The sequence below is a fragment of the Burkholderia sp. Ed8 genome (genome assembly GCF_040761425.1).
Lineage (GTDB): Bacteria > Pseudomonadota > Gammaproteobacteria > Burkholderiales > Burkholderiaceae > Burkholderia > Burkholderia seminalis.
The window spans coordinates 860,605-882,835 of sequence record NZ_CP142885.1 but is presented as its reverse complement, the minus strand read 5'-3'; the positions used below and the strand labels follow the sequence as shown (position 1 = coordinate 882,835).

General features: G+C 68.1%; 21 protein-coding genes and 1 pseudogene. 10 read left to right on the top strand and 12 right to left on the bottom strand.

Annotation, left to right across the window (positions count from 1 at the left end):
* Window positions 1-137 precede the first annotated feature (137 nt).
* Both VXM69_RS04180 and VXM69_RS04175 read left to right on the top strand, forming a co-directional pair.
* A complete protein-coding gene (locus tag VXM69_RS04180; protein ID WP_011356169.1) occupies window positions 138-1,070 on the top strand; it encodes a LysR family transcriptional regulator in 933 nt (310 codons plus the stop codon).
* A gap of 155 nt (window positions 1,071-1,225) precedes the next feature.
* The gene (locus tag VXM69_RS04175) at window positions 1,226-2,053 is read left to right on the top strand and encodes a hypothetical protein (RefSeq protein ID WP_367189042.1); all 828 of its coding nucleotides are present in this window, start codon (window positions 1,226-1,228) and stop codon (window positions 2,051-2,053) included.
* 10 nt (window positions 2,054-2,063) lie between these two features.
* On the opposite strand, the gene VXM69_RS04170 is transcribed toward VXM69_RS04175, so the two are convergent.
* The 7 genes and pseudogenes from VXM69_RS04170 to VXM69_RS04140 all read right to left on the bottom strand — a co-directional run bounded on the left by VXM69_RS04170 (window position 2,064) and on the right by VXM69_RS04140 (window position 8,804).
* Window positions 2,064-2,390 (bottom strand): antibiotic biosynthesis monooxygenase, encoded by a 327-nt coding sequence (locus VXM69_RS04170; protein ID WP_034188371.1) that lies wholly within the window; start codon window positions 2,388-2,390, stop codon window positions 2,064-2,066.
* A 76-nt stretch (window positions 2,391-2,466) separates the two neighbouring features.
* Window positions 2,467-3,456 (bottom strand): flagellin N-methylase, encoded by a 990-nt coding sequence (locus VXM69_RS04165; RefSeq protein ID WP_367189041.1) that lies wholly within the window; start codon window positions 3,454-3,456, stop codon window positions 2,467-2,469.
* Window positions 3,450-4,262: a MetQ/NlpA family lipoprotein gene (locus tag VXM69_RS04160; protein ID WP_367189040.1), complete on the bottom strand. Its 813-nt coding sequence runs from the start codon at window positions 4,260-4,262 to the stop codon at window positions 3,450-3,452. The genes VXM69_RS04165 and VXM69_RS04160 overlap by 7 nt, the downstream gene beginning before the upstream one ends.
* Window positions 4,259-5,308, bottom strand: coding sequence for a formylglycine-generating enzyme family protein (locus tag VXM69_RS04155; RefSeq protein ID WP_049031086.1), 1,050 nt, complete (start codon window positions 5,306-5,308; stop codon window positions 4,259-4,261). The genes VXM69_RS04160 and VXM69_RS04155 overlap by 4 nt, the downstream gene beginning before the upstream one ends.
* 16 nt (window positions 5,309-5,324) lie before the next feature.
* Complete coding sequence (locus VXM69_RS04150; RefSeq protein WP_049031087.1) at window positions 5,325-7,283, bottom strand: arylsulfatase; 1,959 nt, start codon at window positions 7,281-7,283, stop codon at window positions 5,325-5,327.
* 136 nt (window positions 7,284-7,419) lie between these two features.
* Window positions 7,420-7,842, bottom strand: a pseudogene (locus tag VXM69_RS04145) (SDR family oxidoreductase); the annotation flags it as partial.
* Window positions 7,843-7,850: 8 nt separating this feature from the next.
* Window positions 7,851-8,804, bottom strand: coding sequence for a LysR family transcriptional regulator (locus tag VXM69_RS04140; RefSeq protein WP_343726331.1), 954 nt, complete (start codon window positions 8,802-8,804; stop codon window positions 7,851-7,853).
* A 127-nt stretch (window positions 8,805-8,931) separates the two neighbouring features.
* Here VXM69_RS04140 and VXM69_RS04135 point away from each other — a divergent pair, with 127 nt between their 5' ends.
* Window positions 8,932-9,951, top strand: a complete 1,020-nt coding sequence (locus VXM69_RS04135) for an NAD(P)-dependent alcohol dehydrogenase (protein WP_034188377.1) — start codon at window positions 8,932-8,934, stop codon at window positions 9,949-9,951.
* A 44-nt stretch (window positions 9,952-9,995) separates the two neighbouring features.
* On the opposite strand, the gene VXM69_RS04130 is transcribed toward VXM69_RS04135, so the two are convergent.
* The 3 genes from VXM69_RS04130 to VXM69_RS04120 are packed head-to-tail and all read right to left on the bottom strand — an operon-like array spanning window position 9,996 to window position 13,182.
* Window positions 9,996-11,180, bottom strand: coding sequence for a porin (locus VXM69_RS04130; RefSeq protein WP_367189039.1), 1,185 nt, complete (start codon window positions 11,178-11,180; stop codon window positions 9,996-9,998).
* A gap of 51 nt (window positions 11,181-11,231) precedes the next feature.
* On the bottom strand, window positions 11,232-12,014 hold the full coding sequence (locus tag VXM69_RS04125) for an ABC transporter substrate-binding protein (RefSeq protein WP_069704479.1): 783 nt from the start codon (window positions 12,012-12,014) through the stop codon (window positions 11,232-11,234).
* A gap of 46 nt (window positions 12,015-12,060) precedes the next feature.
* Window positions 12,061-13,182, bottom strand: coding sequence for a M20 aminoacylase family protein (locus tag VXM69_RS04120; RefSeq protein ID WP_069704594.1), 1,122 nt, complete (start codon window positions 13,180-13,182; stop codon window positions 12,061-12,063).
* Window positions 13,183-13,366: 184 nt separating this feature from the next.
* On the opposite strand from VXM69_RS04120, the gene VXM69_RS04115 reads away from it, so the two are divergent.
* From VXM69_RS04115 to VXM69_RS04085, 7 genes are all read left to right on the top strand, one after another.
* On the top strand, window positions 13,367-14,326 hold the full coding sequence (locus tag VXM69_RS04115; RefSeq protein WP_069704478.1) for a LysR substrate-binding domain-containing protein: 960 nt from the start codon (window positions 13,367-13,369) through the stop codon (window positions 14,324-14,326).
* 149 nt (window positions 14,327-14,475) lie between these two features.
* Complete coding sequence (locus VXM69_RS04110) at window positions 14,476-14,766, top strand: co-chaperone GroES (RefSeq protein ID WP_034188396.1); 291 nt, start codon at window positions 14,476-14,478, stop codon at window positions 14,764-14,766.
* Between the two features lie 12 nt (window positions 14,767-14,778).
* A complete protein-coding gene (gene groL / locus VXM69_RS04105) occupies window positions 14,779-16,419 on the top strand; it encodes a chaperonin GroEL (RefSeq protein ID WP_034188397.1) in 1,641 nt (546 codons plus the stop codon).
* 518 nt (window positions 16,420-16,937) lie between these two features.
* Window positions 16,938-17,309, top strand: coding sequence for a DUF6697 family protein (locus VXM69_RS04100; protein WP_034188398.1), 372 nt, complete (start codon window positions 16,938-16,940; stop codon window positions 17,307-17,309).
* 58 nt (window positions 17,310-17,367) lie between these two features.
* Window positions 17,368-17,586 (top strand): hypothetical protein, encoded by a 219-nt coding sequence (locus tag VXM69_RS04095; protein WP_241013236.1) that lies wholly within the window; start codon window positions 17,368-17,370, stop codon window positions 17,584-17,586.
* A 132-nt stretch (window positions 17,587-17,718) separates the two neighbouring features.
* A complete protein-coding gene (locus VXM69_RS04090; protein WP_367189038.1) occupies window positions 17,719-18,240 on the top strand; it encodes a PTS sugar transporter subunit IIA in 522 nt (173 codons plus the stop codon).
* A 49-nt stretch (window positions 18,241-18,289) separates the two neighbouring features.
* Complete coding sequence (locus VXM69_RS04085; protein ID WP_367189037.1) at window positions 18,290-19,183, top strand: acetylglutamate kinase; 894 nt, start codon at window positions 18,290-18,292, stop codon at window positions 19,181-19,183.
* A gap of 69 nt (window positions 19,184-19,252) precedes the next feature.
* Here VXM69_RS04085 and VXM69_RS04080 read toward each other — a convergent pair whose 3' ends face one another.
* Both VXM69_RS04080 and VXM69_RS04075 read right to left on the bottom strand, forming a co-directional pair.
* Window positions 19,253-21,253 (bottom strand): family 2A encapsulin nanocompartment cargo protein cysteine desulfurase, encoded by a 2,001-nt coding sequence (locus VXM69_RS04080; protein WP_367189036.1) that lies wholly within the window; start codon window positions 21,251-21,253, stop codon window positions 19,253-19,255.
* Entirely contained in the window at window positions 21,228-22,160 is a 933-nt protein-coding gene (locus tag VXM69_RS04075) for a family 2A encapsulin nanocompartment shell protein (protein ID WP_034188401.1), read from the bottom strand. The genes VXM69_RS04080 and VXM69_RS04075 overlap by 26 nt, the downstream gene beginning before the upstream one ends.
* Window positions 22,161-22,231: the final 71 nt, after the last annotated feature.

The following is a 22,231-nucleotide window of genomic DNA, read 5'->3' as shown; positions in this document are numbered from 1 at the left end:
AAAGGAAAAAAATTGACCGCCAACGAGTTTTTTTGCACTTCTTGTATAGAATTTCTTAACGCACCCTCGGGTTTCCCCCGGTCCCGTTCACTTTTCCTCAGCGGCAAGCTGCGCATCGCCCCTTCGCCCGATCCGCCATGAACACGCGTTTTCTCGAAACCTTCGTCACGCTCGCGAAGCTGCGCAACTTCCGCACGACGGCGGCCGCGCTGCATGCGACGCCGGCCGCGATCTCGCAGCGCCTGAAGGCGCTCGAGGACGAACTGCAGACGGTACTCGTCGATCGCGACAGTCGCGAATTCCGGCTCACGCCGAACGGCGAGTACCTGCTCGGCTATGCGAAGGCCGTGGTCGAGGCCACGCAGGAACTGCAGGCGGCCGCCTCGGGCGAGAGCGCGCTGCGCGGCAAGCTGCGGCTCGGCGTGATCGAGACCGTCGTGCACAGCTGGCTGCCGCACTACATGCGGCGGCTCGCGGCCGACTACCCGCAGCTGGAGATCGACCTGACCGTCGACGTGAGCGTCGTGCTGCAGCGCCGGCTGATGGCCGGCGAGCTCGACCTGATCATCCGTGTGGAGGGCAGCGACGAGGCGTCGGTCGTGTGCGACGCGCTCGCGAACTACCCGGTGCGCTGGATCGCCCGCGCGGGGCTGCTGCCGAACACGCGCACGGGCCTCGCGCGGCAGGTGCTGCGCCAGCCGATCCTCACGTACGGGCGCGGCACCGCGCCCCATCGCGCGCTGGAGGACATCGTGCGCACGCTCGCGCATGCGCACGGCGTGCCGCTGTCGGACACGCGCATCACCGGCTCGCCGTCGATCTCGGTGATCGTGCAGCTGGTGCGCGACGGTTTCGGCGTCGCCGCGATTCCGGTGCTGTTCGTCGACGCGCTGATCGAGAGCGGCGAAGTGGTCGAGCTGCCGCTGCAGCCGTCGCCGCCGTCGATCGTCGTGTCGATGTCGCGACGCGCGGACGCACCGCGATTCGTGCACGGCGCGTCGATCGCCGCGCGAGCCGCGTGTCACGAGTACTGCGAGAAGAGCAAGCGGTTGCTGGTCGAAGCGCTGTGACGTTGCAGCGGCCGATGACGCGCGTTCGACATCGCCGCGGGAATCGCCCACAATCGCCTTCGGCGCGTCCGCACCATCGCGCCCTCCATCGAGAATGACGGCACGGCCGGCCGGCATTCATCGCTTCGCATGCTCCTGCACGACCAGAGGGCAACATGCCAATCCGCTCCGCCTCCACCCGCCTGAATCTCGCGCGCGCCGTGATCGTCGCGCTGTACGTCGCGTCGCTGCTGCTGCCCGTCGCGGCCGAACCGCCGAATGCCGCGGGCGCGGTGAGCTGGTGGCACGGGTACACGGTGCTCGCGCTCGGCGGGCTCGCGATCCTCGACCTGCAGTTCGCGTGGCTCGGCAATCCGCTGCTGATCGCCGCGCTGATCAGGCCGAACCGCACCGTGTCCGCGCTGCTCGCCGTGGTCGTGGTATTTGCGATCGGGTGGCACACGATCCCGACCGACGCGAACTACGAAAAGATCACCACGTTCGGTGCCGGGTACTACCTGTGGATCGTGGCGATGGCGGGCGGCGCCGCGCTGCCGTGGATCGACGGGCGCCAGCGGAAGGACGGCGCGGCGGCCATGGCGGCGGTCGCCGCCGCGCCGTCACCAGCCCGCCCGCCCGGCCGGAAAACGGGCTGGACCGTCACGGCGGCCGGCACGCGCATCGAAGCGACCGACCAGACCGGTGCAACGCGCGGGATCGCGCTGTCCGACCTCGGTGCGGTCGTGATCGAAACCAACGACCAGGGCCCGTTCGTGTCGGACGTCTGGTGGCTCCTGTTCGATACGCGCAAGCAGTTCGCGTGCGGATTCCCGCAGGATGCCGAAGGCGCGAAGGCGGCGGTCGACCGGCTGCTCGACCTGCCCGGCATCGATCACCGCAAGGTCGTCGACGCGCAGACGTCGATCCAGAACGCGACGTTCCCGATCTGGGAACGCACGGCGGGCGACCCGGCCACGCCGGGTGAAACCGAAGCGACCGCCTGAGCGGCGACGCTTACGCCGGTTGCCCCGCGTGCGGCTGCGTCAGCTTGCCGTCACCGTACTCGCGGAGCACCTTCGAAATCACGACGCGATAGCCGTCGAGCCAGCGAGCCTGCTTCGCTTTGGCCTCGAGGTGCGCGGGATGCTGCATCAACTGCTGCAGCGCCGCCTCCGATTCCCAGTAGTAGACGTTCTGGATCAATCCCGCTTCGGCGTTCTCCCACGTTTCCTCGCCGACATAGCCGGGCGTCGCGCGCGCCATGTCGGCGATCTGCCGGTCGAGCCGGTGGAATTCGTCGTCGTATCGCCCGGCACGGAAAATAAAGGTCGACGCGTACATGCACGCTCCATCGAGAACGGTTGAAAGAGCGCCAAGTGTACGGCACGCACGGCGTGCCGCGATCGTCATGCGGCGCTTACGCGGCGAGCGGGCCGGCGGTGAGCCGGTCGTCGAGCCATGCATCGATGCGCGGCGCGTCGTCACGCGTTCCGACAGCAGGCGAAGGCATCGCGGCCAGCGCGTGTCGTGCGCGTTCAAGCGCCTGCGCGAAACCGCGCAACTCCTGCGTCGCGGGCCGGTCGTCGGCACGCCGGCGGACGAGCGCCGCTTCGATGTTGGCACCGATCAATGCAAGCTGCGCGTCGATGAAGTCGGTGCACAGCGCGCGGCAATGCGCGGAAACCGCTGCGACGGCCAGCAGCACGGGCACGATCGACACGGTCAGGTAGCCGCCCGGCGCGAGCCGCGACAGCGCATGACGCACGTCCTGCCCGCCATCGCTCAACGCGGCGAACACGGCGTCGCGCCACACCGCGCGCTCGAACGCGAGCGCATCGCGATGTGCGTCGAGCGCCGCGCGATCCGCGACCTGCCCGGCCGTCACCAGCGGAATCGGGAATGCAGCGTCGACGGATGCCTGCGCGGCGCCCGCCTCGACGATGATGCAGTTCGCGCCCAGCCATGCCGCGTCGTCCCGCCGCGCGGCGAGCACGCGCGACTGCAACCGGTCCGGCAGCATCGGATCGAGCGGCACCGCGCTGCAGATCGACGGCTTGCTCGCCTGCACGCTGCAACGGCCGTCGTCGGCCAGCGCCGCGCAACGGCCGAGCGACGGATAGTCGTAGCCCTGCAGCGTGACCGCGATCCATTCGCCGTTCACGCCGCCGATGCGATGGAACAGCCGGTCGGCCAGCGCATCGGACGCCGCGACATCATCCGCATCGAGCACGTGCTCGCGCCCGCCCGCACGCCAGCGTTCGCCGATCCGCCGCTTCGGCACGCGACGGATCGTCAGCGCGCCGACGAAGCGATGACGATGCCGGAACAGTTCGCGCAACGACAGCGCCGGCGCGCTGTTGCAGCAGCGTCCGCATGCGTGGCAGGCAAGCGAATAGGTCTCTACCACGGCCGCCGCACCGAATCCTGGTAGCGCGTGAGAATGAAGCGCGCGACGTCGTCCGAGTGATACGCGGCGACGAGCTGCGCGACCCACGGTTTCGCGCGATCGGCGTCGCGCACCGTCAGCACGTTCGCATACGGCGAGCGGGCGTCCTCGAGGCTGATGCTGTCGCGCGCGGGTTGCAGCCCGGCGCGGGCGGCGTCCTCGCTGTCGATCGCGACGAACGCGGCCGTATCGAGCGCCGCATACAGACGGTCGCGGCGCAGCGCGACGAGTTTCAGCCCGAGCCGGTTGCCGGTCACGTCGCGCAGCGTCGCGTGCAGGCCGGCCTGTTCGCGCAACGTCACCAGCGTGTCGTTCTGCAGCAGCACGAGCGCGCGTGCCATCCCGCGCCGATCGGCGGGCAGCGCGACCGTCGCACCCGGTCGCAGTTCGTTCAGGCTTTTCAGCTTGCGCGAATAGAACGCCATCGGCAGCGTGACGGTCGGCGCGACTTCGGTCAGCGCGTAGCGCTTGCGCGCACGCGTCGCCGCGAGCTGCTGCGCATCCTCGAAGCTGGCCGCGTCGATCCGGCCGTCGGCAAGCGCCGCGTCGATGCGCGACGCATCGTCGAATTCGACGACGTCGACACCCAGCCCGCGCGCGGCGGCAACCCGCTTCACTTCGTCCAGGATCTGCGCATGCACGCCGCGCGTGACGCCGACGCGTACCGCCGGCGCAGCGGTGTCGGCCGCCACTGCAGATCCCTGATGCGCGACACCCCACGCGGCCAGCAGCCATACGACCACGCAGCGCACGAAACCCTTCGTCATGACGCGTCCCTCAGGATCGTGCGAAAGCCGATATGCGACGCCCCGAGATCGGCTTCCTGCTGTTCGCGCGACGACGCGCGATAACGCACGCAGTAATCGCGCGAGCACAGGAACGAGCCGCCCTTGATGACCATCGGCGTATCGTGCCGGCGCGTCGGCGGGGCGACGGCCGCCGTGTCGCCGTTCGTATGCGACTGGTGCGGGCCCGTGTACGCGTCCTTCGTCCATTCCCATGCGTTGCCGATCATGTCGTAGAGCCGGAACCCGTTCGCCGCGTAGCAGCCGACGGGCGCGAGCCCCGCATGCCCGTCCTCGGCCGTGTCGAGCACCGGAAACGCGCCCTGCCAGTAATTCGCGGCCGGCTTGCCCCGCGCGTCGCGCGGCGCCGCATCGAGCGATGCGTCGTCGCGGCCAGCCTTGCCCGCGTATTCCCATTCCGCTTCGGTCGGCAGGTCGCGGCCGAGCCAGCGCGCATACGCGAGCGCGTCGCGCTGCGTGACGAGCGTGACGGGCAGGTTGCCGCGCCCTTCCACGTCGCTGCCGGGCCCGCGTGGATGGCGCCACGACGCGCCCTTCACCCACGACCACCACGCAAGGTCGCGCGCATTCATCTCGTCGCGCGTCGGCACATGAAACACCGCCGCGCCGCCCTGCTGCTCGGCTTCGGTCACGTAACCGGTCGCCTGCACGAACGCGGCGAACTGCGCGATCGTCACGTCGGTCTGGTCGATCCAGAAGCCGCCGACGCGCGTGCGGCCGTCGCCGACCGGACGCTCGTCCGCATAGCCGCGCGTGCTGCCGAACACGAACGCGCCGCCGCGCAGGTGCACCATCCCGGCCTGCGGATCGTCGCGCCACTTCGCCGGCAGCCCCGAATAGCGTTCGCACTGGTGTTCCGAACCGAGCGGCGCAAGCGCGCGGCCGCGATTCAGGTCGTCGAACGCGCCGCCTGCCGGCGCCGCCGAATTCGCATAGCCCACCGCGAACGCGGCGGCGAACAGCGTGGCGGCAAGCGCCGCGCCGGTCGTCCAGAAGCGGAACCGCATCGTGTCGTCCCCGCGATCAGTAGTAGCCGCGCGGACGCAGCGGCTCGACGCCGCCGACGTTGCTCATGTAGGTCTTCCACTGGTCGACGAGCGTGCTGATCACCGACGGGTTCTGCGCGGACACGTCGGTCGTCTCGCCGCGATCCGACGCGAGGTCGTACAGCTGCCAGTGACCGTCGAGCGGCCCGAGCGGCGGCTCGGTCCACAGCGCCTTCCAGCGGCCGTCGGCGCTGCGCAGGTACGCGCGGCCGTACGCTTCGTCGCCGAACGGCGCGGTGTGCACCTCGCCCGTCGCCGAGCCCGTGAGCACCGGCAGCAGCGACTGGCCCGTGACCGGGTACACGTAGCGGTTGTTGTAGATCACCTTGCCCTTGTTCTGGTCGACGCCCGTCAGCGTGTTGACGAGCGGCGGCGCCGGCTGCGACGGCGGCGTGACGCCCGCGATCGCGAGGAACGTCGCCGTGTTGTCGGTCACGTGCGTGAACGCGCGCAGCGTCGGCAGTTGCTGCGACTGGCCCGGCAGGCGCACGATCGTCGGCGTCGACACGCCGCCTTCGGCCGAATAGCCCTTCGTGAGCCGGTACGGCGCCGCGCTCACTTCGGCCCAGCGCAGCCCGTACTGCAGGCGCTGTGCGTTCTGCTTGCCGTTGTCGGTGCCGAGCGCCGAATAGACCGGCTCCTGCGCGTTCGCGGTATCGGTCGCCGTCGGGTCCGCGCCGCTGTCGATCGGCCAGCCTTCCGCGCCGTTGTCCGACTGGAACATGATGAACGTGTTGTCGTATTCGCCGATGTCCTTCAGGTGCTGGATCAGCAGGCCGATGTTGTAGTCGAGGTTCTCGACCATCCCCGCGTAGATCTCCATGTAGCGCGCCTGCGCCTTGCGCTCGGCCGGCGACAGGCTCGACCACAGCTTGTCGACCTTGCCGGGGCCGTAATCGCTGTAGCCGTCCGCGGCGGAATGCACGGCACTGATGTACTTCGCGTTCGCGGTGCCGTTGTTCGCGGTCGCGGGCGACGCGGCCGTCGTTTCGGGCAGGCCGTCGAACGGCTTGAAGTCGGCGGGAATCAGGCCGAGCGCCTTCTGCCGCGCGATCCGCGCGTTGCGGATCGCGTCGTAGCCGGCGTCGTACACGCCCGCATACTTGTGCAGCCACGGTTCGGGCACCTGCAGCGGCCAGTGCGGCGAGGTGTAGGCCGCATACGCGAAGAACGGCTTGCCGTCACGCTGGTTCGAATCGATGTACGAGATCAGCTTCTGCGTATAGAAGTCGGTCGAATAGAACACGGCCGGGCTGCCGCCCGTACCGCCCGGCTGCCCGGGCTGGCCCGGCTGCACGTAGCGGCCGTCTTCCGTGTAGTTCGACGAGCCGGCCGGCTCGTGCGCGAAGTGGTTCGTCGCCGCGCCGCCGAGCAGCACGTAGCTGCGCTCGAAGCCCCACTGGTCGGGCGTCTGCCCGCTGCCCGTCGCGCTGCCGACGATCCCCGAGCCGATGTGCCACTTGCCCGCGATATACGTGTGATAGCCGGCGTCCTTCAGCAGTTGCGCGAACGACAGCGCGCGGTCGTTCAGGTAGCCCTCGTAGCCGGGCAAGCCGCGCCGCTCGTCGGTCGGCACACCCATCGTGCCTTCGCCGACGAGATGGTGATCGGTGCCGGACACCAGCATCGCGCGCGTGATCGCGCAGACGGTGCCCGTGTGGTGATTCGACAGGATGCGGCCCGATGCGACGAGCGCGTCGAGGTTCGGCGTGTTGATCTCGCCGCCGAATGCATGGATGTCGGAATAGCCGAGGTCGTCGGCCATGATGTACAGGATGTTCGGGCGTTTCGCGGCCTGCGGCGGCGTCGTGTTGGCCTGCGGCGGCGGCGAATTGCTGTCGACGCCGCCGCACGAGGCGAGCGACACCGCGCCGGCAATCGCGGCACAGACGACACGGAAACGGAAAGCATGCAACGGCGACGCGGACTTTTTCATTATTGTTGACGCTCGATCTACGGGATCGGCGATCTTAGCCGCGCGCGCGCGGCGGCCAAAGTCGGATTCGTCACATGCTAACGGGATGCAGGAATATGCGATGCGCGCCGCCCGGCACGTATCGCGCCGCCCTGCTTCAGCCGCGCCCGCCGAGGCTGCCGCCGCCGTCCACCGACAGCACCTGCCCCGTGACGAAGCCGGCTTCGTCGGACAGGAAGAATGCGACCGCCGCCGCGACGTCGTCGGCCGTGCCGAGCCGGCGCGCGGGAATCGTCGCGAGCACCCTGCGCTCGCCTTCGCTGCCGACCGGCCGCGTCTGGCGGAACAGTTCGGTCTCGATCGGGCCCGGCGCCACGGCGTTGACGGTCACGCCATGCTCGGCCAGTTCCAGCGCCCAGGTGCGCGTGCAGCCGACCAGCGCATTCTTCGCGGCGGAATACGCGGTGCGATCGAGGCTGCCGAAAATCGCGCGGCTGCAGATGTTGACGATGCGCCCGTAGCCGAGCGCCTTCATCGCGTCGGCAACGTGCCGCGTGACCTGGATCGCCGCCCGGACGTGCGGGGCCGCTACGAAGCATGAGCGCCGCGCTGCGGCACGCGCTCGCCATCTGCGTCATCGGACGCCAGCATGCCCGGAATCTCGTCCATCAGCGCGTCGACGACCACCCGCACCTTCGACGGCACGTGGCGCGATGCCGGCCGCACCGCGTACACCTCGGCACCCGACACGCTGTCGCTGTCCATCACGAGCGCGAGACGGCCGTCACGGACATACGGCGCCATCAGCCAGCACGGCAACCACGCGAGGCCCGCCCCGGCGGCGGCGGCATCGGCGATCGCCAGCAGGTCGTCCAACCTCAGGCGGCCGGACGGACGATGATCGTGCACGGCGCCGTCCGCGCCGATGACCCGCCACGGCGTCGGCTGCCCGCCGCGCGAATACGCGATGCCGACGTGCGCCGCCAGTTCGTCAAGCCCCGACGGCCGCCCGTGACGGGCGAGATACGCGGGCGATGCGCAAATGCCCATGCGCTGCACGCCCAGCTTCCGGCCGACCAGCGCGCTCGTGTCGGCCAGCACGCCGATGCGCACCGCGATGTCGAAACCGTCGTTCACGAGGTCGGCCACGCGATCGCTGAACGACATGTCGATTTCGAGCCGCGCATGACGCTCGACGAGCCGCCGCACGACGGGCGCCACGCATTGCCGGCCGAACAGCACGGGCACGCTGATCCGCACGCGCCCGGCCGGCTCGCGGCGGCCCGCGTCGAGCGCGGCTTCCGTCTCGCCGAGTTCGGCCAGCAGCCGCCGGCACTGCTCGTAATAGACGAGCCCTTCGTCGGTCAACCCGATCTGGCGGGTCGTGCGCTGCAGGAGCCGCGCGCCGAGACGCTGTTCGAGCCGCGCGACGATCTTCGCGACGGCCGAGCGCGTCATGCCCAGGCGCAGCGCCGCCGCCGCGAAGCTGCCCGACTCCACGACGTCGACGAATTCGGCAACGCCCCTCAACCGCTCATCCATGCAAGTCCGCTCCGGTGGAATGACTGGTTTGTGTCCGTACTAGCGACAATCATTGGCCAAATTCTCGCCAATGCGTCCCCCGGCGCAACACTATGATAGTCCGGACTATCTCTGAACAGGAGCGAACATGCATGCATGGCAAATCAAACCGGGCGACGGCATTGCCGGGCTCCGGCGCATCGACGCGACGCAGCACCCGGTCGGGCCGACCGACGTCGTCGTGAAGATCCACTCGGCCTCGCTGAACTATCGCGACCTGATGTTCGCGCGCGGCGACTATCTCGGCATCGGCACCGAAGCGCTGATCCCGGTCGCGGACGGCGCCGGCGAAGTCGTCGAAATCGGCCGAGACGTCACGCGGTTCAAGCCGGGTGACCGCGTGATCAACACGTATTTCCCGCGCTGGATCGACGGGCCGGTCACGCCGCAGAAAGTCTCCGGATCGGCCGGTTCCCATTTCGACGGCGTGCTCGCCGAACGCTTCGTGTCCGACGAAGCCGCGCTGGTCGCCATCCCGCCTCATCTCGACTACGACGAAGCCGCGACGCTGTCGTGCGCGGGCATCACCGCGTGGAACGCATTGTTCGTCGACGGCGGACTGGCGCCGGGCGCGACCGTCGCGCTGCTCGGCACGGGCGGCGTGTCGATCATCGCGCTGCAGCTCGCGCATGCGGCCGGGCTGCGCACGATCGTGACCTCGTCGAGCGACGCGAAACTCGAACGCGCCCGCGCGCTCGGTGCGGACGCAACGATCAACTATCGCGCCACGCCCGAGTGGCAACACGAGGTGCTGCGGCTCACCGACGGCGCGGGCGCGGATCTGGTCGTCGAAGTCGGCGGCCGCGATACGCTGCCGCGCTCGGTGGCGGCGGCGAAGATGGGCGGCATCGTGTCGGTGATCGGCGGCCTCAGCAGCTTCGGCGGGCCCGAACTCGGGCTGCTGTCGCTGATCGGCGGCGTCCGGCGACTGCACGGGTTCATGGTCGGCAGCCGCGCGATGCTCGACGACGTCGTGCGGCTCGTCGATGCGAAGCGCATCAAGCCGGTGGTCGATCGCGTGTTCGGCTTCGACGAAGCGCCGCAGGCGTATGCGTACCTGCAGTCGGGGCAGCATTTCGGGAAAGTCGTGATCCGCGTCGCGTCGTAAGCAACGCAGGCGGCGGGCGGCCGCCTGCGTTCCCGCCCGTTCCGTCAGAACTTGTGATGGATCCCCGCATGCACCATCAACTGTTTTCCGTTCGACGACAGATCGGCCGCGCCGGGGATATACGCGTGATCCAGCGACGAACCGGTCGCATCGCCGGCAACCCGCTGGTACGCGCCCGTCAGGTACACGTCCGTGCGTTTCGACAGGCTGTAGTCGGCCATCAGCCCGAACGAATGGATTTTCGGTTTCGCGGTGCCGGTGGTCGCGTCGTAGCGGACCGTCGTGTACACGTATTGCGCGCCGACGAACAACGCCGGCGTGAACTGGTACTTGCCGTTGATCTCGAAGTTCTGATACTTGATCGACGTCACCGTGCCGCCCGCGAGCGGCCCGGTCGACGGCTCGATCGTCTCGTCGCCGAACAGGTAGCCGACGTTCGCGGTCGGTCGAGTGACGTTGCTGTTCGTGTATGCGAATCCGATCGTCGCGGGCCCTGCCGTGTAGTTGACGCCCGCGCCGAAGATCCGCAGCCGCGCCGACACGAAGTTCGCATCCGCGCCGACCGCCCCGGAGCCCGCGATCGCGCCACCCGACGTCGCGCCCGGGTTGTCCGCGTTCAGGAAGGCCGCGCCGACGAGCAACCCGCCCTGCTCGTACTGCGCGCCGACGCTCCACTGCCTGTTGTTCGCGAAGCCCGGGTCGTTGCTGAAGCTGTACGTGCCGCCGAACGAGAAGCCGGAGAAGTCCGGGCTCGCATACTTCACGGTGTTGTTCGTGCGGAACGTGTTGCCGGTGTTGTCGTTGTCGAGCGGATGCGAGAACGGATAAACGCCCCAACTGCCGTTCGCGGTCGTCGGCGCGAGATAGTCGACGACCGAGTCGTACTGCCGGCCGAGCGTCAGCGTGCCGAAACGCGTGCTGCCGAGCCCGACGTAGGCCTGGCGCCCGAACAGGCGGCCGCCCTGCGCCAGCGTGCCGCTGTTCACGTTGAAGCCGTTCTCGATCTGGAACAGCGCGCTGTAGCCGCCGCCCAGATCCTCCGTCCCCTTCATCCCCCAGCGGCTGCCCTGCGCGAAGCCGCTCGCCATCTGCCACGCGCCATGGCCGCCGACGTTGTTCGTATAGTCGATGCCTGCATCGACGAGGCCATACAGCGTCACGCTGCCTTGCGCAAATGCGGGCGCCGCGCACAGCGCCGGCAGCGCAACAACAATCGATCTCCAGTTCATTCGTAATCCTTATTGATATTTTTCGAATGCGTCATTTCGGTACGCCGCTGCTTACTTCGCGCCGTAGATGTCGAAGTCGAAATACTTCCGGTTGATCTTCCCGTACGTGCCGTTCGCGAGAATCGTCGCGAGTGCGCGATTGAACGCGTCGCGCAGGTCGTTGTCCTGCTTGCGCAAGCCAAGGCCGTCGCCCTGCCCGAAGTACTTCACGTCGTCGATCGGCGCGCCGGCGAACATGAAATCCTTGCCCTGCGGCTTCTTCAGAAACCCGTCGCTGGCCGCGATCGACGCCTGGAACGCCGCGTCGAGCCGCCCGGTTACCAGGTCGGCATACACCTGGTCCTGGTTCGGGTACGACACGATCTGCACGCCCGCGGGCTGCCAGTTCGCGACCGCATAGTCGGCCTGCGCGGAACCCTGCTCGACGCCGACGCGCTTGCCCTTCAGCGATTCGGCCGTCGGCAGCAGCGGCGAGCCCTTGCGCGCGATCAGCCGCGCCGGCGCGTTCGAGATGCGGTTCGTGAACGCGATCTGCTGCATCCGCTTCGGCGTGATCGTCATCGACGACGCGATCACGTCGAACTTGCGCGCGAGCAGCCCCGGAATCATCCCGTCGAAGCTCGACTCGACCCACACGCAGCGCGCATGCAGTTCCGCGCACAACGCGTTCGTGATGTCGATCCCGAAGCCGGTCAGCGTGCCGTCCGGCAGCTTGTATTCGAGCGGCGGGTAAGTCGGATCGACCGCGAGCCGAATCTCCCTGCCCGTCCAGTCGCCGGCATGCGCCGCGCCTGCCGCCAGCGCGACCGTGAGTACCGCCATCCACTGTTTCATTGCCTGTCTCCTTGTGTGAATCGTGAATCGAAATCGTGCGGCCGCGTCATCCGAGATATCGCTCGGCGAGTGCGATCCAGTAGCTCGCGCCCGTCGCGAGGCAGGCATCGTTGAAGTCGTAGCCCGGGTGATGCAGCCCGCATCCGGACGCCCCGTCGCCATTGCCGATCGACAGGTAGCTGCCGGCGCATTCCTCCAGCATGAATGCGAAATCCTCGCTCGCCGCGATCGGCCGCAGATGCGGAATCAGCGCCGCATCGCCGCCCCATTCGCGCGCCACCTCGCGCGCGAAGGCCGTCTGCGCCGCGTGATTGACGAGCACCGGATAATCGTGCCGGTAGTCGATCTCGGCCGTCGCGCCATAGCTCGCGGCCTGTCCGTGCACGATCTCGCGGATGCGCCGCTCCAGCAGCGCACGCACGTCCGGCGACAACGCACGCACGCTGAGCGTCAGGTCCGCGTGGGGCGGAATCACGTTCGATGCGGTTCCCGCGTGGATCGAGCCGGCCGAAACGATCGCCAGCTCCTGCGGATTCACGTTGCGCGACACGACCGTCTGCAACGCCATCACGATCGACGCGCACACGACCACCGGGTCGATCGTCGTATGCGGCGCGGCGCCGTGCCCGCCGCGCCCGATCACACGCACGCGCACCTCGTCGGCCGACGCCATCGCCGGGCCGTCGCAGAAACCGAGCACACCGGCCGGCAAGCCCGGCACGTTGTGCATCGCGAACACGGCGTCGCACGGAAATCGTACGAACAGTCCGTCGTCGATCATCCGCCTCGCGCCGCCGAGCCCTTCCTCGGCCGGCTGGAAAATCAGGTTCAGCGTGCCGGCGAAGCGCGCCCGCCCGGCAAGACAGCGGGCCGCCGCGAGCAGCATCGCCGTATGGCCGTCGTGGCCGCACGCGTGCATCACGCCGTCATGCCGGCTCGCATGCGGCAGCCCGGTCGTTTCGCGGATCGGCAGCGCATCCATGTCCGCGCGCAACCCGAGCCGTTTCCCGGGGCCGCGCGTCAGCGTGCCGACCACGCCGGTGCCGCCGAGCCCGCGCGTGACCTGATAACCCCATGTTGTCAGGCAATCGGCGACGATGGCGCTCGTCGCATGCTCGTCGAAGCCGAGCTCCGGATGCGCATGCAGCCTGCGCCGCAGCGCGATCATCTCCGCCTCGATCGCCGATATTTCCGGATGGATATGGTTCCGTTCCAACCCCGATTCCCCCTGACACGTTCCGGTTGCCGATCGCCCGAATGATCGATCGTGACCGGATCGTATGCAGCGAAAATCCAGGCGAACAGCCGCGGTTTCGTTATGATGACAACCTTTCGTTGTCGGGTATCGCGTCATGAGCACCATCAAGCTGCATCAGTTGCAGGCACTCGTCGCGAGCGCGGAGGCCGGCAGCATCCGTGGTGCGGCACGCGCGCTCGGGCTGTCGCAAGCGGCCGTCACGCGTGCGCTGCGCGAGCTGGAAGCGAGCGAGCGCCTGCCGCTGCTCGTGCGTGCGCCGGAAGGCATCGGCTTCACCGACTACGGGAAAACGCTGCTCACGCATGCGAAGCTCGTGCTGAAGCAGCTCGAGCATGCGCGGAGCGATCTCGAGCGCATGCGCGGCCGCGTCGAGGGCCGGCTGAGCGTCGGCGTCACACCGTGGCTCACGGTGACGTTCCTCGCGGAAACGGTACTGCGTTTTCGCGAGCGGATGCCCGACGTGCGACTCGAACTCTACGAAGCGCTGATGGCCGTTGCGCAGCCGCTGTTGCGCGACGGCAGCATGGACTTCGCGCTCGGACACGTGCAGCCGGGCGGCACGCAGGAATTCGCGTTCGAGCCAATGTTGCGCTACGACACGGCGGTCATGGTGCGCGCCGGCCATCCGCGCGAACGCGCACGGTCGATCCACGATCTGCTCGACCACGACTGGGTGCTGAATTTCGCGGCCGACGGGCAGGCCGCGCTCGTCGACTACCTGTTCACGCGCCACGGCGCGCGGATCGACGAGCGGCGCATCGTGCGCGCGCAGTCGGTCGCGATGCTGCAGACGATGCTCGAACAGGCCGACATGTGCACGTGGTGCCCGACGATCCTCGCGGCGGTACCGCCGTTCGGCGGACGGATGCGGCCGTTGACGCTGACGGAGACGTTCGAGCCGCGCGACCTCGGGATCGTCACGCGCCGCAGCAGCACGCTGAGCGATGCCGCACGTTGCTTCATCGAATGCCTGCTGTACGTGATCCGCCGGCACGCGCGCTCGGCGCGCAAGGAGGATCTCGCGCTGTTCAGGACGGTATCGCTGCTGATCTGACGGCCACTTGCCGCTTCGCCCATAGCGCATCCGCGCAAATGCTTTTCCGAATCCGTTATTGGATCGCGCCGCTGCCCGTTTTTATACTCGTCAGCACGCTCTGTTGAAGAGTGCCAGCCAATTCCGACAGATCAGCACAGGACGAAAAGATGAGCCTACGCCCCTTGCACGACCGCGTGATCGTGAAGCGACTCGACCAGGAAACCACCACCGCGTCGGGCATCGTGATCCCCGACAGCGCCGCCGAAAAACCCGACCAGGGCGAAGTGATCGCCGTTGGCCCCGGCCGGAAGGATGCCGACGGCCAGCGCATCGTGCCCGACTTGCAGATCGGCGAGCGCGTGCTGTTCGGCAAGTACGCGGGCCAGGCCGTCAAAGTGGACGGCAACGAGTTTCTCGTGCTGCGCGAGGAAGACATCGTCGCGGTCGTCAATCAATAACGGAGCGCAATCATGGCAGCCAAGGAAATCATTTTCAGCGACGTCGCACGGGCAAGACTGACCGAAGGCGTGAACATCCTCGCGAACGCGGTGAAGGTGACGCTCGGGCCGAAGGGCCGCAACGTCGTGCTCGAACGCAGCTTCGGCGCGCCCGTCGTCACGAAGGACGGCGTGTCGGTCGCGAAGGAAATCGAACTCGCGGACAAGCTGCAGAACATCGGCGCGCAGCTCGTGAAGGAAGTCGCGTCGCGCACCAGCGATGCCGCCGGCGACGGCACGACGACGGCCACGGTGCTCGCGCAGGCGATCGTCCGTGAAGGCCAGAAATACGTGGCGGCCGGGCTCAACCCGCTCGACCTGAAGCGCGGCATCGACAAGGCCGTCGCGGCGGCCGTCGACGAGCTGAAGAAGATCAGCAAGCCGACCACCACGAGCAAGGAAATCGCGCAGGTCGCGACGATCTCCGCGAACGGCGAGGAATCGATCGGCCAGCGCATCGCCGAGGCGATCGACCGCGTCGGCAAGGAAGGCGTGATCACCGTCGAGGACGGCAAGTCGCTCGCCGACGAGCTCGACGTCGTCGAAGGGCTGCAGTTCGACCGCGGCTACCTGTCGCCGTATTTCATCAACAATCCCGACAAGCAGATCGCCGAGATCGAAAGCCCGTACATCCTGCTGCACGACAAGAAGATCTCGAACATCCGCGATCTGCTGCCGGTGCTCGAACAGGTCGCGAAATCGGGCCGGCCGCTGCTGATCATCGCGGAAGACGTCGAAGGCGAAGCGCTCGCGACGCTCGTCGTCAACAACATCCGCGGGATCCTGAAGACGGTCGCGGTCAAGGCGCCGGGCTTCGGCGATCGCCGCAAGGCGCTGCTCGAGGACATCGCGATCCTCACCGGCGGGCAGGTGATCGCGGAGGAAACGGGCCTGACGCTCGAGAAGGCGACGCTCGCCGAGCTCGGCCAGGCGAAGCGCATCGAGGTCGGCAAGGAAAACACGACCGTGATCGACGGCGCGGGCGATGCGAAGAACATCGAGGCGCGCGTGAAGCAGATCCGCGTGCAGATCGACGAGGCGACGTCCGATTACGACCGTGAAAAGCTGCAGGAGCGCGTGGCCAAGCTGGCCGGCGGTGTTGCCGTGATCAAGGTCGGCGGTGCGACCGAAATCGAGGTGAAGGAGAAGAAGGACCGCGTCGACGACGCGCTGCACGCGACGCGCGCGGCCGTCGAGGAAGGCATCGTGCCGGGCGGCGGCGTCGCGCTGATCCGCGTGCGGCAGGCGATCCGCGAACTGAAAGGCGTGAACGCCGACCAGGATGCGGGCATCAAGATCGTGCTGCGCGCGCTCGAGGAACCGCTGCGCCAGATCGTCACGAACGCGGGCGAGGAAGCGAGCGTCGTCGTCGCGAAGGTCGCGGAAGGCACGGGCAACTTCGGGTACAACGCGCAGACGGGCGAGTACGGCGATCTCGTCGAATCGGGCGTGCTCGATCCGACCAAGGTCACGCGCACGGCGCTGCAAAACGCGGCGTCGGTGGCCGGGCTGCTGCTGACGACCGATGCGACCGTGTTCGAAGCGCCGAAGGATGCGGCGCCGGCTGCCGCACCGGGCGGCCCGGGTGCGGGCGGGCCGGGCTTCGATTTCTGACGACGGGCCGTGCGCGCCGGTTCACCGGCGCGCGCAGCCGGGCAGGACGCGTAACGCGTGGCGACGCAAGTCGTCACGCGTTGTTGCATGGAAGCGGCGAAATGCGGTGGCCGGCAGGTCGAACCGGGCACCGACACACCGCTCTCACGCCTTTACGACCTTTTTACTTGCGCCGGCGAATACGTTCACTAGAATGGGTTCGCCATCCACCACCGAGCACGCGACATGCGCCTCCGAAGTCCTCGTCCTCCGAGTTGCTTTTCTGCCTGACAGGCAGGACGCCTGTGCCTCCCTCCCGAGCCATCGTCCTGCCGCCTGGCGGACGGTGCGCGCCGTAGTCCTCTCCGTGCACGCCTGAACACGACGTCGATGCGATCACCGCGCATCGGGAATGCATGCGCTCGAGCGTGTGCGCGGCACATCCTGTACAACGAAGCGTCATCGATCCGCCGGTCCAACTCATTTACTACGCATACCTGAATTTTTTTCAGAGAAATTTCCGTTACCGGAGCCCGGTCATGTTCGAGATCGACAAGCAGTACACACGCGAATTCATCCACACCGCCTGCGGCGGCAGCAAGCAGGGTTTCCTGCCGACGAAGAACGGCAAGGTCGTGGCCGCCTGCCTTCGCACGGACCTCAATCCGCACGCGCCCGACGTGATCCTTTGCGACGGCAGCGCGTCCGCGCGCTCGGCCGGCAGGACGCTCGCCGCGCAACGCGATGCGATTCCGGTGTTCATCAGGACGGCAACCGACGCCTACCGCTTCGTCGGCCGGTACGTCGTCAGCGAATCGCTCACGGCGCCGCTCGACTGCGCGCCTTACGTGCGCAACAGCGGCTTCACCGCCGCGCAGATCTCGCGCGTGCTCAAGCTCGAGCGCAGCTGACACGCTTGCGCGGCGCATCGCGCGCCGCGTCCCGTTCGTCTTTCATACAGGAGCAATCATGCTGGGCCTGACGTTCTGGAAACACGTGATCGGCGCGCGGACCGATGCAATCCGCGACAGCAGGACAACGGCGCACGACCGGCATCGCCGGATATCGAGAACGCTCGTGCTGACCAGCGCCGCCGTGGCGTTCGCGGCGATCGCGTTCGGCGCGCCGGTCGTCGGCATTTCGGTCTTCCTGCTGACCACGCTGCCGTTCGTTTTGTCGGGTACGTAAGCCTCGTCCGTAGCGGGTCCGGTTCCATCGACGGTCGATACGAAATTTTAATACCGGCCCCCCGGTCTCTGACACCGTCTTTACGCGGCTTTGTCTAGGATTTCCCTGTCATCCCGACACGGAGCAATCCGCATGCAAACGCAGCAGGCCGCCGTGGGCGGCCAACCCGACCTTCCCCGCCCGCGCGGCGGCACGCCGTCCGAAGCCCGGCTCGCCGACGCCTGCCCGGTGGACAACATCCTGCTCGACGTCCCGGCCGAAAGCGCGACCCAGTTGTTCGACCTCGTCGCGCGCCATATCGCGCGCAGCGGCGGCGTATCCGCCGAACGGATCCGGACCGAACTCGCCAGGCGCGAGCAGCTCGGCTCGACCGGTCTCGGCCAGGGCGTCGCGATTCCGCACGCGCGGGTCGACGGGCTCGACTCGGCGGTCGCGCTGTTCGTCCGCGCGCTCTATCCGTTCGCGTTCAACGCGCCGGACCGCAAGCCCGTGGGCGAATTCATCGTGCTGGTCCTGCCGCGGGCGGACGACCGCACGCACCTCGAACTGCTCGCCGACGCGGCACGGTGTTTCAGCGAGCGCGCGTTCCGGCACGCGTCGCGCGATGCGCGAACGCCCGGCGAGCTTCACCTGCTGATGCAACGCACACACTGACGCCGCGTCGAACGGCGACAGGCACCTCCCTCCATTCATTCGGACTCCAATGTTCCAAGACCCTGAAAGTCCCACTCTCATGTCGCGACGCGCAGCCGGCCTGGCTCGCTCGCTGCCGTTCATGCAGGCGCTGCACGGGCAGACCGTCGTCATCGTCGATGGCGGCGCCGCGAGCGATGCACGCACCCGTGCGGCCTTCGCACAGGATGTCGCGCTGCTTGCGCTCACCGGCGTTCGTCCGGTCGTCGTCCAGGGCGGGCCGGCCGCGGCCGATACGCAATCGGTCGAGGCCGCGCATGCCGCGATGGCCGGCGTCAATCACGAACTGGTGCGCCTGATTGGCGGTCACGGTGCTAGGGCGATCGGCATCGACGGTCACGACGGCGGCCTGCTGGTCGCCCGCGCGGCACCCGACCGCACGCAGGCAAGCGCGGTCGCACGGTTCGACGGCACCGCGTTGAACGCCTTCCTGGAAAACGGACTCGTGCCCGTCGTGATGCCGGTCGCACCGGACGACGCGGGCCACGCGCACGTGCTGCGCCCGGAACGGCTCGGCAGCCTGTTCGCGCAATGCACCGGTGCCGTCACGCTGGTGATGATGGTCGACGGGGCATGGCTGCGCGAACTCGGCGAGCTCGCCGGGCTGTACGGCATCATGGAACTCGAACAATGGCTCGCCGAGCATCCGGCCGCCGATGCGGCGCCCTGCGTGCGGGACGCGCTCGATGCGCTTGCGCACGGCGTGCAGAATGTCCACCTCGCCGATATCGGGCAACCCGAATCGCTGATCGACGAACTGCTGACGGAGGAAGGATCGGGTGTGGTGTTCTGTCGGCGCGGCAACACCGACCTGCTGTCGGAAACCCGCCGATACTTCGCCGATTCGGCGTGCGTGCTGCGTGACGGGTTCAGCGTGGAGAAGAAGCCGGTCGTACGATTCTGATCGCGTAACGGGAAAACGCCTGCGGCGACCCGCAAGGGCCGCCGCAGGCGGGCAACAACGACATCACCGTCAACGGCGCGTCGCCAGCCGCTTCACGACACGCACCAGCACATCGACCTCGTCGCACGTGTTGTAGAACGCGAGCGACGGACGCACCGTGGCCTCGAGCCCGAAGCGCCGCAGGATCGGCTGCGCGCAGTGATGTCCGGAGCGCACCGCGATGCCCTCTTCGTTCAGCGCCTGCCCGACTTCCTCGGTTTCATAGCCCTTCAGCACGAACGACAGCACGCTCGCCTTGTCGCGCGCGGTGCCGACGAGCCGCACGCCCGGTACCGGCGCGAGCACGCTCGTCGCATACGACAGCAGGTCGTGCTCGTAGCGAGCGATGTTCTCGATACCGATGCGGTTCACGTAATCGAGCGCGGCGCCGAGCCCCACCGCATCCGCGATGTTGCCGGTGCCGGCTTCGAACCGGTTCGGCGGCGGCTGGAACACCGTGCGCTCGAACGTCACGTCCGCGATCATGTTGCCGCCGCCCTGCCACGGCGGCATGTCGTCGAGGATCGCGCGCTTGCCGTACACGACGCCGATCCCGGTCGGCCCGTAGATCTTGTGCCCGGAGAACACGAAGAAATCCGCATCGAGCGCCTGCACGTCGACGCGCATGTGCGAGATCGACTGCGCGCCGTCGACGAGCGCCTTCGCACCCGCGCGATGCGCAAGCTCGACGATCTCCTTCACCGGCACGACCGTGCCGAGCGCATTCGACACCTGCGTGACCGACACGATCTTCGTGCGGTCGTTGAGCAGCTTCCGGTATTCGTCGAGCAGCACCTGCCCCGAATCGTCGACCGGAATCACGCGCAGCTTCGCACCCTTGAGCGCGGCAAGCTGCTGCCACGGCACGATGTTCGCGTGATGCTCGAGATTCGACACGATGATCTCGTCGCCCTCGCCGACGTTCTGCACGCCCCACGACTTCGCGATCAGGTTGATCGCCTCGGTCGTGCCGCGCACGAACACGATCTCGTCCGGCGACGACGCGCCGATGAAGCGCTGCACCGTTTCCCGCGCATGCTCGTATGCATCCGTCGCACGGCCGGCCAGGGCATGCGCCGCGCGGTGAATGTTCGAGTTCTCGTGTGCGTAGAAATACGCGAGCCGGTCGATCACGGCCTGCGGCTTGTGCGTCGTCGCCGCGTTGTCGAACCAGACGAGCTGCTTGCCGTTCACCCGCTCCTGCAGGATCGGGAAATCGCGGCGGATCGCGTTCACGTCGAACGGCGGGTGCGCGCCGCGATACAACTGACCTTGCGGCTCGGCGGCATGCGTATCGTCGACGAAGTAGCGCGGCACGTCGGCGCCCGACGCGCGCGACACCGGCACTTCGCGATGCACGGCGAGCAGTTCGCGCAAAGCGTCGTCGCCCGGCAGCCCGAACGCTTCCGGCGACGCGAGGCCGTTCGACGGCACGACGATGTCCTGCGGCGTCCGCTGCCAGCCCTGCAGCGAACCGTCGGTGAAGTAGTACGGCGACGCCTTCGCCGCGCCTTCCGGCGCCGGCGCATTCACCTGCGGCACGCCGAGCGCCGCGCCGCCGACGCGCGGTTCGAGCGCGGGCGCGATCGACACCGCGTTGTCGGGCAGCCCGTTCTGCGCGGCCGCATGCGGCGCGAGCGCCGGCACGCGGTTGCCGAGCGACAGCACGTGCGTCGGCGCGGACGGCGCGAGGTTCGCGCCGGGCACCTTGCCCTGCGGCAGCGCGAGCCCCGGCACGCCGGTGCCGGCCCCGCCCGGGCCCGCGAGCGGCGAGCCGCCGGGCACCGGATTGCTGACCGACGCGAGGATCGGCGCGGCCGCCGGCAACGCCGACGGCACGCCGCCGACCGCGCCGCTGCCGGCCGACAGCTCGGGCGCGGTGGCCTGCCCGGGCGGCGTCGCGAAGAACTCGGACGCGAGCCGCGCGAGCGTCGCCGGGTCGGGCAACCCCGCCGGCAGCGGCGCGTGCGGCAGCGCTTGCGCGTCACCGCCGGCCAGGCCGGGATTAACGGTAGGTGTCGGGATAGTCATGGAACTTGCCGATTTCGACGTCATCGAGGACAGCCAGCGCATCCGGCGAATGGACCGCGAGCGAGCAATACAGCGAGATCAGGTACGACGCGATCGCCTGGTTGTTGATCCCCATGAAGCGCACCGACAGGCCCGGCCCCTGCTCGCCCGCGACACCCGGCTGATACAGGCCGACGACGCCCTGGCGCTTGTCGCCGACGCGCAGCAGCAGGATCTTGGTCTTGCCGTCCGCGACCGGCACCTTGTCCGACGGAATCAGCGGAATGCCGCGCCACGTGAGGAACTGCGAGCCGAACAGGCTGACCGTCGGCGGCGGCACGCCGCGCCGCGTGCATTCGCGGCCGAACGCGGCGATCGCGAGCGGGTGCGTGAGGAAGAAAGCGGGTTCCTTCCACACTTTCGTCAGCAGCTCGTCGAGATCGTCCGGCGTCGGCGCGCCCGTCAGCGGGAAAATCCGCTGTTCGTCGGTCACGTTCGCGAGCAGCCCGTAGTCCGGGTTGTTGATCAGCTGGCTTTCCTGCAGTTCCTTGATCGTCTCGATCGTCAGGCGCAGCTGTTCCTTGATCTGATCGTGAGGACTGCTGTAGAGATCCGAGATCCGCGTATGCACGTCGAGCACCGTGCTGACCGCGTTCAGGAAGTATTCGCGCGGCTGTTCCTCGTACGGCACGAAGGTCTGCGGCAGCACGCTTTCGTCCTCGAGCTGCGTGCACGCGGCGCGCACGGCTTCCGGGTTCTTCACCTGGTTCAGCCGGTAGATGCCGGCCTCGACCGGCACCCATTGCAGCAGATGGGTCAGCCAGCGCGGCGTGATCGTGGAAAGCTGGGGGACGGTCTTGGTAGCGTTCGCTAGTTGGCGGGCGGCGTGATCGCTCAGCGCAGCCGCGCCGCTTGCAACGGTCGACATGTGTGGCTCCGGGTTCTTAAGATGAAAAACGGGATTGCTTATGACGCTGGGTGATTATCGGAAGCACGCCC

What these genes read in the sequence shown, in the direction of transcription:
- VXM69_RS04180 (WP_011356169.1), top strand. Translation starts at nt 138, where the DNA reads ATGAACACGCGTTTTCTCGAAACCTTCGTCACGCTCGCGAAGCTGCGC.
- VXM69_RS04175 (WP_367189042.1), top strand. Translation starts at nt 1,226, where the DNA reads ATGCCAATCCGCTCCGCCTCCACCCGCCTGAATCTCGCGCGCGCCGTG.
- VXM69_RS04170 (WP_034188371.1), bottom strand. Translation starts at nt 2,390, where the DNA reads ATGTACGCGTCGACCTTTATTTTCCGTGCCGGGCGATACGACGACGAA.
- VXM69_RS04160 (WP_367189040.1), bottom strand. Translation starts at nt 4,262, where the DNA reads ATGACGAAGGGTTTCGTGCGCTGCGTGGTCGTATGGCTGCTGGCCGCG.
- VXM69_RS04155 (WP_049031086.1), bottom strand. Translation starts at nt 5,308, where the DNA reads ATGCGGTTCCGCTTCTGGACGACCGGCGCGGCGCTTGCCGCCACGCTG.
- VXM69_RS04150 (WP_049031087.1), bottom strand. Translation starts at nt 7,283, where the DNA reads ATGAAAAAGTCCGCGTCGCCGTTGCATGCTTTCCGTTTCCGTGTCGTC.
- VXM69_RS04140 (WP_343726331.1), bottom strand. Translation starts at nt 8,804, where the DNA reads ATGGATGAGCGGTTGAGGGGCGTTGCCGAATTCGTCGACGTCGTGGAG.
- VXM69_RS04135 (WP_034188377.1), top strand. Translation starts at nt 8,932, where the DNA reads ATGCATGCATGGCAAATCAAACCGGGCGACGGCATTGCCGGGCTCCGG.
- VXM69_RS04130 (WP_367189039.1), bottom strand. Translation starts at nt 11,180, where the DNA reads ATGAACTGGAGATCGATTGTTGTTGCGCTGCCGGCGCTGTGCGCGGCG.
- VXM69_RS04125 (WP_069704479.1), bottom strand. Translation starts at nt 12,014, where the DNA reads ATGAAACAGTGGATGGCGGTACTCACGGTCGCGCTGGCGGCAGGCGCG.
- VXM69_RS04120 (WP_069704594.1), bottom strand. Translation starts at nt 13,182, where the DNA reads ATGATCGCGCTGCGGCGCAGGCTGCATGCGCATCCGGAGCTCGGCTTC.
- VXM69_RS04115 (WP_069704478.1), top strand. Translation starts at nt 13,367, where the DNA reads ATGAGCACCATCAAGCTGCATCAGTTGCAGGCACTCGTCGCGAGCGCG.
- VXM69_RS04110 (WP_034188396.1), top strand. Translation starts at nt 14,476, where the DNA reads ATGAGCCTACGCCCCTTGCACGACCGCGTGATCGTGAAGCGACTCGAC.
- groL (WP_034188397.1), top strand. Translation starts at nt 14,779, where the DNA reads ATGGCAGCCAAGGAAATCATTTTCAGCGACGTCGCACGGGCAAGACTG.
- VXM69_RS04100 (WP_034188398.1), top strand. Translation starts at nt 16,938, where the DNA reads ATGTTCGAGATCGACAAGCAGTACACACGCGAATTCATCCACACCGCC.
- VXM69_RS04095 (WP_241013236.1), top strand. Translation starts at nt 17,368, where the DNA reads ATGCTGGGCCTGACGTTCTGGAAACACGTGATCGGCGCGCGGACCGAT.
- VXM69_RS04090 (WP_367189038.1), top strand. Translation starts at nt 17,719, where the DNA reads ATGCAAACGCAGCAGGCCGCCGTGGGCGGCCAACCCGACCTTCCCCGC.
- VXM69_RS04085 (WP_367189037.1), top strand. Translation starts at nt 18,290, where the DNA reads ATGTTCCAAGACCCTGAAAGTCCCACTCTCATGTCGCGACGCGCAGCC.
- VXM69_RS04080 (WP_367189036.1), bottom strand. Translation starts at nt 21,253, where the DNA reads ATGACTATCCCGACACCTACCGTTAATCCCGGCCTGGCCGGCGGTGAC.
- VXM69_RS04075 (WP_034188401.1), bottom strand. Translation starts at nt 22,160, where the DNA reads ATGTCGACCGTTGCAAGCGGCGCGGCTGCGCTGAGCGATCACGCCGCC.